Origin of the sequence: Cytobacillus mangrovibacter (assembly GCF_042865275.1) — a bacterium.
GTDB classification, from domain to species: Bacteria; Bacillota; Bacilli; order Bacillales; family Cytobacillaceae; genus Cytobacillus; species Cytobacillus mangrovibacter.
The window spans coordinates 37,747-51,580 of sequence record NZ_JBIACJ010000014.1 but is presented as its reverse complement, the minus strand read 5'-3'; the positions used below and the strand labels follow the sequence as shown (position 1 = coordinate 51,580).

Annotated in this window: 12 protein-coding genes; 11 read left to right on the top strand and 1 reads right to left on the bottom strand. The window is 35.3% G+C overall.

Going from position 1 to position 13,834, the window contains the following annotated elements:
- Position 1: 1 nt before the first annotated feature.
- The gene (gene gucD, locus ACFYKT_RS19210) at positions 2 to 1,468 is read right to left on the bottom strand and encodes an alpha-ketoglutaric semialdehyde dehydrogenase GucD (protein WP_389222826.1); all 1,467 of its coding nucleotides are present in this window, start codon (positions 1,466 to 1,468) and stop codon (positions 2 to 4) included.
- Between the two features lie 347 nt (positions 1,469 to 1,815).
- Between gucD and ACFYKT_RS19205 the strand changes: the two genes are divergently transcribed.
- From ACFYKT_RS19205 to ACFYKT_RS19155, 11 genes are all read left to right on the top strand, one after another.
- Positions 1,816 to 2,817 (top strand): substrate-binding domain-containing protein, encoded by a 1,002-nt coding sequence (locus tag ACFYKT_RS19205; RefSeq protein WP_389222824.1) that lies wholly within the window; start codon positions 1,816 to 1,818, stop codon positions 2,815 to 2,817.
- A gap of 40 nt (positions 2,818 to 2,857) precedes the next feature.
- Positions 2,858 to 3,607 (top strand): aspartate/glutamate racemase family protein, encoded by a 750-nt coding sequence (locus tag ACFYKT_RS19200; protein WP_389222822.1) that lies wholly within the window; start codon positions 2,858 to 2,860, stop codon positions 3,605 to 3,607.
- 16 nt (positions 3,608 to 3,623) lie between these two features.
- Positions 3,624 to 4,637: a sugar ABC transporter substrate-binding protein gene (locus tag ACFYKT_RS19195; protein ID WP_389222820.1), complete on the top strand. Its 1,014-nt coding sequence runs from the start codon at positions 3,624 to 3,626 to the stop codon at positions 4,635 to 4,637.
- A 45-nt stretch (positions 4,638 to 4,682) separates the two neighbouring features.
- Entirely contained in the window at positions 4,683 to 6,188 is a 1,506-nt protein-coding gene (locus ACFYKT_RS19190; protein ID WP_389222818.1) for a sugar ABC transporter ATP-binding protein, read from the top strand.
- Positions 6,189 to 6,215: 27 nt separating this feature from the next.
- Complete coding sequence (locus ACFYKT_RS19185) at positions 6,216 to 7,187, top strand: ABC transporter permease (RefSeq protein ID WP_389222816.1); 972 nt, start codon at positions 6,216 to 6,218, stop codon at positions 7,185 to 7,187.
- A 67-nt stretch (positions 7,188 to 7,254) separates the two neighbouring features.
- On the top strand, positions 7,255 to 8,619 hold the full coding sequence (locus tag ACFYKT_RS19180) for a dihydroorotase (RefSeq protein WP_389222814.1): 1,365 nt from the start codon (positions 7,255 to 7,257) through the stop codon (positions 8,617 to 8,619).
- Positions 8,620 to 8,634: 15 nt separating this feature from the next.
- Complete coding sequence (locus tag ACFYKT_RS19175) at positions 8,635 to 9,906, top strand: Zn-dependent hydrolase (RefSeq protein ID WP_389222812.1); 1,272 nt, start codon at positions 8,635 to 8,637, stop codon at positions 9,904 to 9,906.
- A 53-nt stretch (positions 9,907 to 9,959) separates the two neighbouring features.
- Complete coding sequence (locus tag ACFYKT_RS19170; RefSeq protein WP_389222862.1) at positions 9,960 to 10,913, top strand: sugar kinase; 954 nt, start codon at positions 9,960 to 9,962, stop codon at positions 10,911 to 10,913.
- A gap of 10 nt (positions 10,914 to 10,923) precedes the next feature.
- Entirely contained in the window at positions 10,924 to 11,583 is a 660-nt protein-coding gene (locus ACFYKT_RS19165) for a bifunctional 4-hydroxy-2-oxoglutarate aldolase/2-dehydro-3-deoxy-phosphogluconate aldolase (protein ID WP_389222810.1), read from the top strand.
- 48 nt (positions 11,584 to 11,631) lie between these two features.
- Positions 11,632 to 12,810, top strand: coding sequence for a pyridoxal phosphate-dependent aminotransferase (locus tag ACFYKT_RS19160; RefSeq protein WP_389222808.1), 1,179 nt, complete (start codon positions 11,632 to 11,634; stop codon positions 12,808 to 12,810).
- Between the two features lie 43 nt (positions 12,811 to 12,853).
- On the top strand, positions 12,854 to 13,765 hold the full coding sequence (locus ACFYKT_RS19155; protein ID WP_389222806.1) for a fumarylacetoacetate hydrolase family protein: 912 nt from the start codon (positions 12,854 to 12,856) through the stop codon (positions 13,763 to 13,765).
- The last annotated feature ends 69 nt before the right edge of the window (positions 13,766 to 13,834 follow it).

Below are 13,834 nucleotides of genomic sequence, written 5' to 3'. Positions count from 1 at the left end.
ATTAACCTTTTATAAATACCGTTTTTATGGAGGTGAAAAATTCTTTGGCTGCCTCACCTTGCTCTCGTGCACCAGTACTAGAAGCTTTCATGCCCCCAAATGGTGCTTGTAGTTCTACTCCTGCACTTTCTGCATTAATTCGGACGAGACCAGCATCAATTTCATCAATGAATTCAAGTAAAGAGCTTATATTAGATGTAAATATGGAAGCACTTAATCCGTATTTTGTATTATTAGCTATATCTATGGCCTCTTCTAAGCCGTCTGCTTTAATAAGTGCAATTACTGGTCCGAAAATTTCCTCTTGAGCGATAGTCATATCTGAATTAACATTCTCAAAAATTGTAGGTTCAATATAAAACCCTTTATCATATTCTTCTCCGGTTAAAATATCTCCACCAAGTACAAGAGAAGCACCTTCATTCTTTCCTTGTTCGATATATTTTCTTACTGTATTGAATTGACTTTCACTCGCACAAGGACCCATCCAAATACCATCTTTTAGGCCATCTCCAATAGTGATCTGCTTGGATGAATTAACCAATTTTTCTCTAAAAGCATCGTATATACTTGTTTCAACAATTACACGACTTGAAGCAGTACATTTTTGTCCAGTAGATCTGAATCCTCCACTAACCACTGCTTCAACAGCAGCATCTAGATCCGCATCTTTTGTAATAATTACTGGATTTTTCCCACCCATTTCTAATTGAAATTTAATTCCTCTTGCTGCTGCGGATTTTGCCACAACATCGCCTACTCCTTCAGAACCAGTAAATGTAATGGCATTTAATAGTGGGTGATCAATTAGAGCTTGGCCAATCACTGATCCTGAACCAGTAATAAAGTTAATTACTCCTTCTGGAAAGCCAGCTTTAGTAAAGCACTCAATCACTTTTGCGGATGTTACTGCAACCTCAGTTGCTGGTTTCAGCACCACTGTATTGCCGTAAACAAGGGCAGGAGCTATTTTCCAAATTGGAATAGCAACTGGAAAATTCCATGGAGTAATAACTCCAACTACACCTAAAGGTGCACGTTTTGTAAACATAAGAGCATCTTTATCAGTAGCTGGAATAACATCCCCGTCTTTTCGCATTCCTTCCCCTGCATAGTATCGAAGGATAGCGACACCACGAGCTGTTTCACCTTTTGCTTCTGGCAGTGTTTTCCCCATTTCCCTTGTCATTGTTTCCGCAATTCCATCTAAATTCTCCTCAATAATATTAGCTACTTTAAATAGCAACTGTCCGCGAGCTACTTGTCCAAGTTTACGCCAAGACTTTTTCGCTCTATGTGCTGCCTGAACTGCTTTTTCTAAATCTTCTTTTGTTGAATTTTGAACAAAACCAACTATTTCTTCCTTATTTGCTGGGTTAATACTCTTAATTGTTTCTTGTGATACCGATTCTACCCAATCATTACAGATAAAATTTTTAAATAACTTTTCTTTCATTACAGATTTCATAAAATATTAGCTCCTTTTTAAATCATTTTTTAATTAGAAATACAAATCAATCTCTTGAATGTATTAATAAATGGATTGTTATATTAAAGGCTCTAAATCCACTCTTTCCTAAAATCTCCACTCCCTTCATTAAAGTTCCTATCTCCATTTTTCTTTTCTCTTACATAACAACTTCAAGGAATTAATAATGGAGAATTAGAGCTTCTATTAGCTTCACTTTAAAAACTTTTTTTAAAAAAATTCAGAATTTTAAATAATATATTGATATTTTACAAGATTCAGAATAAAATATCAATAAACCGATTTACTAAACCGATTTATTAAAGGCTTAAAGGGGCTATTACAAAATGAAAAAAATAACCATAACTGATGTTGCTCAACATGCCAACGTTTCAAAGAGTACAGTATCTCAATTTTTAAATGGTAGATATGATTACATGGGTTCAAATACTAAAAAAAGAATTGAGGCATCAATTAAAGAATTAGGATTCCAAGCTAATTTTGTTGCTAGGAGCTTAAAGATGAAACAAACATCAACAATTGGGGTAATTGTGGCAAATATACTACATACTTTTTCAACACAAATTATTAGAGCAATTGAAGATGCTTGCAATAAGAATAACTTCCATATCATTGTTTGTAATGCAGATGATGATCCTGGAAAAGAAAAAGATTATATAAACATGCTTAGGGCCAAACAGGTTGATGGTTTAATAATCTTCCCTACAGGTGGAAATTTTGATTTATACGCAGAGATGGAAAAACAAAAGTTTCCACTTGTTTTTATAGATAGAATTGTGGAAGGGCTTACAGTAGACACTGTATTGTTAGACAACAAACATGCTATGGAACTTGCGGTAAATCATTTAACCGAAAGGGGGCACGAAAGAATTGGCATTATTACAACTTCGCTTATAAGAAATGTAACTCCAAGGGTGGAAAGGATAGCTGGATTTGTCAACGCCATGAATAAAAATGGATTAGCGGTTGACAATGAATGGGTTAAAGGTCTTGAGCTAAGTGTTATTCAAAAAGGATTAGCTAACATGTTGTCATTGAAAAATCCCCCAACTGCAATTATTGCAGGGAACGATCTATCTATGATGGAAATTCTACACTACACAGTAAAGAACAATATAAACATACCAGATGATCTTGCTTTAATAAGTGTAGATGAACTGGCATTTGCAGATATATTTACACCCTCGCTAAGTAATATCTCGCAACCAGCCTTTGAAATGGGGAAAACTGCTGCAATGATCTTATTAAAAAGGATACTTGAAAGTAGTGAGGGAAAAACCGGAATTATTAAATTTGAAGGAAAGCTAATAGCAAGAAACTCCACGTAAATAATAAATGGATATTCTGAAAGAATTAGAGGTGTTTTATATGCGTATCAAAATAATTAATCCTAACACAACGTTGTCGATGACTAAAAATATTCAACTCGCTGGGCAAAAGTTTGTTAGTCCTGATACAGAAGTATTTGCAGTCAGTCCGTCTACTGGACCTGCCAGTATAGAATCCTATTATGATGAATATTTAGCTGTTCCAGGTGTGATTGAGGAGATTCTTAAAGGAGATAAAGAGGAAAAAATAGACGCTTATGTTATAGCATGTTTTGGAGACCCTGGCTTATACGCTGCAAGGGAAGTTACTGATAAGCCAGTCGTTGGAATAGCAGAAGCTGCAATAACTGTTTCTAAGTTTTTAGCACCTAACTTTTCAATTGTTTCTGTCTTAGATCGATCAAGGAAAATGTCAGAAGAAATGGTACGTATGCATGGAGCGGAAGATCGCTGTAAATCTATTAGATCAACTGGTCTTTCAGTTTTAGAATTTGATAGGAATTTAGAAAAAGGATTAAAAGCCTTATCAGAAGTAAGTCTAAAAGCTGTAGAAGAAGATGGTGCCGAAAGTATTCTTCTTGGATGTGCTGGTTTTGTTTCTTTTGTAGATGATTTACAAGAAAGACTCGGTGTACCAGTATTAGATGGCGTTAGTCCTGCAGTAAAACTTGCAGAAATTTTGGTTAGTATGGGATGCCGAACAAGTAAGTTTCTAACTTGGGGATATCCAGAGAATAAACAAATAATTGGATATGAAAATATAACTAGTCTTCAAAATACCAGGGTCTAAAGGGGGATAATAATCGATGGTAAAAAGGTCTAAATATATAACAATTATTTCTTTCATTCTCATTTTTTTACTTTCTGGTTGTTCAGTATTTTCGTCATCTGCACCTACCAAAAAGGAACAATCTAATAATCAAGGAAAGACTGAAGAAAACAAAACCTCTAATTCAGAAAACGGAAACAATGGTCCAATTACAATTGGTGTTAGTACCTTAGCCCTTAGTAATATTAATAACCAAAAAGACTATGAATATACTCAAAAGTTTATTGAAGAAAAAGGGCATAAAGCGTTTATGGTAAATGCGAATGGCTCTTCGCAAAAACAAGTACAGGATATTGAAACTTTAATTCAGGCTGGAGTAGACGTAATTATTATTCAAGCTGGAGAAACAGATGTTTTAAAAGGTGTTGTGGAAAAGGCAAATTCAGAAGGAATTCCAGTTATTAGTGTTTTATCAGGGTGGATACCTGGTGTATCAACGATGATTGCACCAAATGATTTTGAAGTTGCAACACGGCTTTATCAATATTTAGCCGCAGAAACTGGCTTTCAGGGAAAGGTTATTACATTAAGCCATAATAATCATGTCTCCATTCGTATGAGACGGAATGTTCAAGATGCAATATTAAAAGAATATTCTGGCATTGAAAGAGTTGCTAATATAACTACAGGGTTCCCTGGTACTGAACAATTAGCTTATAAAGGTGTTGAAAGTACACTGCAAGCACATCCTGATGTTAACGCAATTTGGGCTACATTTGACCTAGAAGCCATTGGTGCAGCAAAAGCAGTAAAAGATTTAGGAAAAGAAGGAATTGTTATAGGTGGTGTTGATGGAGAACAACAAGCTTTTCAATCAATTAAAGAGGGCGGACCAATAGTTGTTACTTATGTTGCTGACATAGAAGATAGAAGTCAAAAGGCAGTAGATGCTGCAGAAAAGTTAGCAAATGGAGAGCAAGTAGAAAAATATTATTCAAACGAGATGATCGAAGTAACTATAGAAAATGTTGATGAATTTTTAGAAAACTAAAGGGAGGTTATATGGAAAAGATCGGTAAAGGGGTGGAGAAAAAAGATGGAGAATGAAACTAGCTTTGCATTGGAACTGAAAGGTGTTAGTAAACAATTTGGTGGAATCCATGCATTAAAAGATGTTAGTTTTGGAATCAAAAAAGGGACGGTCCACGCATTAGTTGGTGAAAATGGTGCAGGTAAGTCCACATTAATGAAAATTCTAAGTGGTATTTACAGTAAGGATAATGGAGAAACATTTATAGACGGAGAATCAATAAATATTAGCAGTTTTGCACATTCAAAGTCATTAGGGATAGCTCTTGTTCCACAAGAGCTTTCCTTGGTACAAGAGTTTACCGTTGCAGAAAATATATTTCTAGGTAATGAACCTAAGTGGTATGGAACTTCTATTGTAAATGAAAAGGAATTAAATAAAAGGGCTAGTGATTTATTAGAAAGATTAGACATAAAATTAGGCCCTAAGGAAAAAATAATGGATTTAAGTGTGTCAGATCAACAAATGGTTGTTATTGCAAAGAGTCTCTCACAAAATGCAAAAATTTTAATTTTAGATGAACCAACCGCGAGGTTAGGACATCATGAGATAGACCATTTGTTAAATTATATTATTCATCTAAAATCACAAGGAATAACGATTATATATATATCCCATCATTTCGAAGAGTTATTTAAGATTTCAGACGAGATTACAGTGTTACGGGATGGTCAATCAATAGCAACTAAAAGAACTAAAGACGTTACTAAAGATGATTTGATAAAGATGATGGTAAATAGAGATTTTAATAGTTTTTTTAGTAAATCTGATAGAACAATTGGGGATGAAATATTAAAAGTTGAAAATCTTTCGAGAAAAGGCGTCGTAAATAATGTAAGTTTTTCAGTTAAAAGAGGCGAAATACTTGGGATATCTGGATTAGTTGGTGCTGGCAGGACAGAAACGGTACGTACGCTTCTTAGTATAGATAAAAAAGACAGTGGCAAGGTTTTTCTAGAAGGAAAAGAAGTGAATTTTAAAAATTTAAGGGACTCTATTAAAGCTGGATTAGTACTAGTACCTGAAGAACGCAGAAAGCAAGGAATTGTATCTGATCTTTCTGTTCAATCCAATATCTCGTTAGGAAGCCTAGAAATGTTGAGTAGTAGAGGCTCAATTATAAATAAATCTAAGGAAAAGAATGTGGTCAAAGATTTAATTGAGAAATTACAAGTTCGGACTTCCGGACCAGATCAATTGGTTGGAAACCTCAGTGGAGGAAATCAACAGAAGGTAGTATTAGCAAAATGGATTAGTAGGCCTGTAAAGATATTTTTCTTGGATGAGCCTACTAGAGGTATTGATATTGGGGCAAAAGGTGAGATTTACAAATTAATTGAAGACCTAGCATCTAATGGTACATCTGTTGTGATGATCTCTTCAGAAATACCAGAATTACAAGCTATTTGTGATCGAATCATAGTAATGAAGGAAGGCCACAATGTTGCTGAATTGAAGAAAAATGAATTTGAAGCAGATACGATACTAGCTCATGCAATGGGAGAAATTTAATTACTATACATAAGGAGGTATAGAAGAATGGAAGCACAGCTAGAAAAGTCCAAACCGAATTTTGATATTTCGAAATTATTGAGAGTTTACGGAACCTTAATAGGGCTTATAATACTTATTTTAGTATTTTCAATTTTAAGTCCCTCATTCTTTTCATACAGTAATGCTCTAACTATATTAAGACAGATTTCTATGTTAATGATAATTAGTACCGGTTTAACAGTTGTTATGATAACCAAAAAAATTGATTTATCTATTGGATATGTGGCAAGTGCAATTGGTGTACTTCTTGGAGCACTTATTGTTGATGCAGGTATGTCTATGATGACAGCGGTTATTATTGCTTTGGTTATTGGTGCAATAATTGGTTGTATAAATGGATTCTTTGTTGCCTATATGGGTATTCCTGATTTTATTGCTACTTTGGGGATTGGATTCTTAGTAGCTGGATTAAATCAAGCGTACACACATGGACATCCAATATCGGGATTCCCAGATGTTTTTGGAATATTTGGGTCATGGTATTTATTTGGTATTCCAACCTCTATCTTTATTATGGCTATCTTTCTATTGATTATTCATATCTTCTTATATAGAGCCAGAAATGGGAGATATATTCATGCCATTGGAAGTAACGAAGAAGCAACAATGTTATCGGGTGTAAATACAAAGTGGAATTTAATGTTAGCATTTATTGTTTGTGGTATTGGTGCTGCCCTAACTGCGGTTGTATTAACTTCTCATATGGCCGGAGCTAGTCCTACTGCAGGGGAATTTATGTTACTAGATGCTATTGCAGTAGTTTTCCTTGGAGGTACAGCATTTAAAAACGGAGAACCTAATCTAGCTGGGACATTAGTTGGAGCTTTAATTATTGGGGTTTTAGTAAATGGATTAACATTGTTAAATGTTCCTTATTATTTTCAGGATGTTACGAAAGGTATCTTGATTATTCTTGCAGTTTCTATTACCTCTTTACAACGAATACGCAAGTCTTAAAGGCTACAACTATTGCTTTTAAAAAATCATATATATATAGAATTTGAATAAAAGGACGGGATAAAAAATGACAGTTGATTTAATTGTTACAGGAAAGATCGTTACTCATTATGGAGTATTTGAAGATACTTCTATAGCTATTAAGGATGGAAAAATTGTTAATATTGGCTCTAAGAGTTCAATGCCTTCAGCTGATGAAGAGGTAAATTACGGAAACCTTCTAATAATGCCTGGTGTTGTTGATAATCATGTCCATTCATTAGGAGATAAATATGAAGGACATTGGAATTCTACATCTGCAGCTGCTGCTGGTGGAGTTACGACTATTAACGATCACCCATTAGATCTAGGAGGAGCTCCAACTAGTGTTAGTGATATTGAAAATAAAGCAATATTAACATCAGCGGAAGCAGTTGTTGATTTTTCCCTACTTGCTGGCGGGTTACCAGAATATTTAGAAGATATACCTACAATTGCTGATATTGGAGTTACTGGATATAAAAGTTTAATGCACGCAACTTCAGGTGCAGCTACTTATCATATGCGTGCTGTTGATGATGGAGAACTATATGCAATGTTTAACTTAATTGCCCAAAGTAATCAAACAGCCATGGTACATGCTGAAAATGAGTGGATTATCGATCATTTAGTAAAAAAATATACAGAAGAAGGTAAAACATATTTAGCAGCTCACCACGAAACAAGACCTGAAATGACCGAAATAATCGCAACATTCACGGCAATCGAAATCGCTAGGGAATTAAATTGCCGTCTTCACATTGTACATGCTAGTACTCCAAGATCATTTGAGTTAGTGGATCAAGCTAGAAAAAGTGGTGTTAGGGTAACCGTTGAGACCTGTCCTCACTATTTACTCTGTAATTACGACCGTTGGAAAGAGGTTGGTGCCCATTTTAAAATTAATCCACCATTAAGAAGTGAGGAAAGTAGACTTGGGGTTTGGAAGGCGGTAAGAGAAGGAAAAGTACATCTTATTGCCTCTGATCATGCACCGCATCCTATAGATCAGTATCCGAATGTTTTTGATAACTTTTCTGGTAGTCCTGGAGTTGAAACGATGCTCCCAATGATTTTTTCCGAAGGTGTACACAAAAAACAAATTAGTTTAGAGCATCTTGTTAAACTCTTTTCATACAATCCAGCACGTTTGTTAGGAATCTATCCAAAAAAAGGATCCATAGAAGTAGGTACGGATGCGGACTTAATCATATTTGACCCTGAAAAAGAATGGGAAATTGAAGGTAAAAGATTACGTGCTCAATCTGGTTGGTCAATGTACGAAGGTATGAAAGTTACGGGGAATGTAAAAGAGACTTTTGTACGCGGAAAAAGAGTTTATGCAGACGGTGTAGTGATCGGTGAACGAGGATATGGCCAATGGGTGAAAAAGCAGGCAAATTATGACCTTTGATTTAGGAAGGTGAGAATGTTGGAAATTAATAGTGAACGGTTATGGAATCGCATACAAGTATTGGGTGAAATAGGAAGTACAAAAGACGGAGGAGTAACACGCCTTGCCTTTTCTAAAGAGGATAGGGAAGCAACCGATTTAGTTATAAGTTGGATGCGTGAAGCAGGCTTAGAAATCTGGACAGACCCTGTCGGTAATGTATTCGGAAAACGTAAAGGAAAAGTGCAGGAACCTGTTATTTTAACAGGTTCTCATCTTGATACTGTTAGAAATGGTGGAAAATTCGATGGGGCGGCTGGTGTACTTTCCGCATTAGAAGTATTACAAACATTAGAGGACAACAATATAGAAACAACTCTTCCTATTGAAATGGCCATCTTTGTAAATGAAGAGGGAAGTCGCTTTGCTGGTGGATTAATGGGAAGTATGGCTGTTGCCGGTCTCCTGCCTGAATCTATTCTGGATGAAAAAGATAATGAAGGGATATCTTTAGCTAGTGCATTAAAGGAATTTGGTGCTAATCCAGATCGAATTTTAGCTTCAAAGCGGCCAAGTTCTGAAATTGCAGCGTTTTTTGAGCTACATATTGAGCAGTCTCAAACGTTAGAAGAGGAAAATAAGCCCACGGGGATTGTTTTAGGAATAGCTGGCCCTTACCAAATGAAAGTAAGAATATTCGGGAGGTCCGGGCACGCTGGTGCTGTCGCTATGAATCTACGTAGGGACCCAATGGTAGCAGCAGGAATGATTATTCAGGAGGTGGAGCGTTCTGCTATAGAGAAAGCACCTACTACCCGAGGTACAGTTGGTTACATTAAAGCCCATCCAGGAGGACATAATGTTATTCCGGAAGAGGTTGAATTAACAATTGATTATCGGGATATTAATTTAGATACAAGAGATAAGGTAGTTAATAGAATTCGAGACTATATTAATAAAGTATGTGATGAAAGAGGACTTAAAAATGAAATTATAGTAACACAGGATACAGCACCTGTACCTGTTAAAGAGGAAATCCTAGAACAAATGACAGCAGTAGCAAAGGAATTAAAAATTCCTTTTTCTAAAGTAACAAGTGGAGCTGCTCACGATGCAATGATTATGGGGAGATTATGTCCAATTGGGATGATTTTTGTAAGAAGTATTAATGGATTAAGTCATTGCCCAGAGGAGTATTCAACAAAAGAAGATTTATCTGATGGAGCTCAAGTGTTGCTCTATACAGTAACCAATACCGCAAATCTGAAAGTCAATAAAAATATTATAAGTATAGACGAGGAGATATAGGCTAATTGGATACTTATGTATATTTAAGGGAACTATTGATTGGGGAGGAAAGCATGGATGTTGTAACAATCGGAGAATCTATGATCCTTTTTACACCCGATACTAAGGGACCAATGAGATATAAATCTAAATATTTGGCAACAATCGCAGGGGCTGAATCAAATGTAGCCATTGGTTTATCTAAATTGGGACACAAAGTGGGATGGGTTAGTAGACTTGGGAATGATGAATTTGGAAAGAAAATCTTAGCCTTCTTACGTGGGGAAGGTGTGGATGTTAGTCAGGTTATATTAGATCCCGTTAACCAGACTGGCCTTTATTTTAAGGAAATGATATCTAGTAACGATGTACGTGTTCATTATTACCGGAGAAACTCAGCCGCGAGTTTAATGAAACCAACAGATCTTAATGAATCATATCTTGCTAAGGCAAAATATCTGCATATATCTGGAATTACCCCTGCATTAAATGACACTTGCTATGAAACTATATTAAAGGCTATAGATATAGCAAAAAGGAATGGAGTAAAAGTTGTATTTGATCCAAATTTAAGAAGAAAACTATGGTCGGAAGAAAAAGCCAAGAAAGTGTTATTAGAAATTACTGAAAGGTCGGATATAATCTTACCTGGTATAGATGAAGGAGAGTTCTTAACTGGGGAAGAGACTCCAGAAAGAATAGCCAAGACCTTATATGAAATTGGTCCTTCTATCGTAGTATTAAAACTCGGTGAAAAGGGAGCGTATTACTACACAAAAGAAGAAAATAAATATGTTCCAGCTTATCCGGTAAAGCAGGTTATTGATCCAGTTGGGGCAGGAGATGGATTTGCTGCTGGGTTTATATCAGGATTATTAGATGGTTTAACTATGTATACAGCTGTGGAAAGGGCTACAGTAATAGGAAGTATGGTGACAATGGTTGAGGGAGATGTTGAAGGGCTTCCAGACAGGGATCAACTTAATGGGTATTTAGAACAATTTAATAAAATTGATATCCATCGATAGGGGGATTAGCATGAGTGCCTTGCAAACCATCAAGAACCAAAAGATTGTTGCAGTTGTAAGAAATGTTACAGATAAAAATATTGTTGCTATTGCAGATGCCTTGTTGGCAGGTGGGGTTAGGGTTTTAGAAATTACAGCAGAGTCTCCTGATTTTATATCGAGTATTAAGAAAGTTAAAAGCCAATTAGGAGATATGATTACTGTTGGTGCTGGTACAGTACTTGATCCAGAAACAGCTAAACTAGCTATTATAGCAGGAGCTGAATTTATTTTTTCACCAACCGTAAATATTGAAACAATAAAAATAACAAAGAGGTATGGAGTATTAAGTATTCCAGGGGCAATGACTCCTACTGAAATTCTTTATGCTTATGAGCACGGAGCTGACATAATAAAGGTTTTTCCAGCTAATGCACTTGGTCCAAAATATTTAAAAGATATTCATGGACCCCTTCCGCAAATTCCACTAATGCCAACAGGCGGAATTAACCTTTCCAATATTCAGGAATATATTCAAAACGGAGCTGTAGCTGTTGGAATTGGAAGTACATTAGTTAATACAAAAAGTGGAATAAATGATACTATTCTACATGAAATTACAGACAGGGCAATGCAATTTGTTAATAAAATTAAAGAATTAAGACTTCAAACCGATACAGCTTATTTGTAAGTAGAGGACAGAATCATTATTAAGTTGAAGTAATTAAGGAGGCGCAAAATGAAACCTATTTCAATAGTTCGTAATAAACTTCCTCGTTCTGGTATTCGAGAAATAATGGAAAAGGCACTTCTTATGGAGGATGTTATACATTTGGAGGTAGGTGAACCAAATGTTGCTACACCTTCACATATTTGTGAAGCTGCATATAAAGCAATGGATGAAGGGTTTACTCATTATACTTCAAACGCTGGTCTTGATTCATTACGAAGACAATTGGCAATTCATTTACAAAAACAGTATGAGCTAAATATTGATAAAACTAACATAATTGTCACTCCTGGTGCGGTTACAGCATTAAATGTTAGTTTGCTTGCGTTGGTGGATTCTGGTGAGGAAGTTCTTATACCTGACCCTGGTTGGCCTAACTATGAACAAATGATTTTAAATCAAGAGGCTATTCCAGTACGTTACAATTTGATACCTGAGAATGGTTTTATACCCGACTTTGACCATTTAGAGAAAGTAGTTACAAATAAGACTAAAGTTATGATGATAAATACACCTGGAAATCCAACAGGTGGAATATTCGATAAAGAAACTATACAAAAGATATTATTATTTGCCAAAAAACATGATCTATATATAATTTCTGATGAAGTTTATGATGGAATAATATTTGATGGAAAACATGTTAGTCCAAAGACTTTTGACGATAATGATCGTGTTCTCAGTGTATATAGTTTTTCTAAAAATTACGCAATGACTGGCTGGAGATTAGGGTACGCAGCTGTTCCTCAACATATTGCTGAAATTATGTCTAAAACTTTAGAACTAATGGTTTCTTGTGCCTCTTCTGTTTCTCAAAAAGCTGGTGAAGCTGCCTTATTTGGTCCACAAACCTTTTTAAAGGAAATGCAAGAAATTTATAAAGACAGATGTGATAAAGCATACAGGCTATTAGAAGATAATGGATTAAAAGCATTCAAGCCAAAAGGTGCATTTTATATGATGATAGATTTAAGTGAACTAGATAAGGAAGGATCTGAGCTGGCACTTTCTTTATTACAGGAAGAAAGAGTAGCGGTTGCTCCTGGAACAACCTTTGGAAATTCATCTAAAAATATGGTTCGCATATCGCTTGCGACAGAGGAATCGCAACTATTAGAAGGTATCTCTAGAATATGTAATTTCGTAAATAAAAACCGAAAGGCAAAAAAAAATGTTCCAAGCCTTTGATTTAGAAGAGTTAGAGTAATAAATAATTGAGAGGAGGATAACAATGCGTATTATCCGTTTTAAATATAATGATGAGGATTCAATATTAGCTGCATTAACTGATGAAAACAAGGTATATAGATTACCTTATACAGACTTTATGAATCTAGTAAATGAGGCTGAAAATCAAAAAGTTACCACCCTTTTCTTAGTTGAAAATGTAATTGCTACATCCTTACCAATAAAGGAGTCAATCGATGAACTTTCATTGCTTGTTCCAATAATTGCCCCAGAAGTTTGGGCAAGTGGTGTTACCTATGAGAAAAGTAGAGATGCCAGAAAATATGAATCAACAGGTGGAAAAACTGATGTCATAACTTGTTATGATAAGGTTTATGATGCTGATCGTCCTGAGATTTTCTTTAAGTCTACTGCAGCACGTACGATAGGGCCTAATGATGCTGTCCACATTCGCAGTGACTCTAATTGGCAAATTCCTGAACCTGAACTTGGCCTAGTAATTAATAAAGATGGGAAAATATTAGGTTATACCATAGGAAATGATATGAGTAGTCGTGATATCGAAGGAGAAAACCCACTATATCTTCCACAAGCAAAAATTTGGAAAAATTCTTGTTCAATTGGGCCAGTAATCCGATTAGCCGAAACTGTTGAAGATCCTTATAACCTTCAAATTACTTGTCAAATCTATCGAGATAATCAAAAAGTAGTTGAGGGAACTGCAAATACAAAACAGCTAAAAAGGAAATACTCTGAACTTATCGGCTATTTAATTAAGGATAATAAAATCTTTGATGGCACTGTTTTACTAACAGGAACTTGCATAGTACCTCCTAATGAATTTACATTACAGGATGGAGACAGAATCGAAATTGAAATTTCAGGAATTGGCATTTTAAAAAATGACGTTAAATTACCTGCCCCAAAAGAACAGTTAGTAGGAAAAATTGAATAACCATATATAAAACAAAACATTAAAGCCCAAGAAGTATATTTTCTTGGGCTTTAAAAAATCAAATGAATC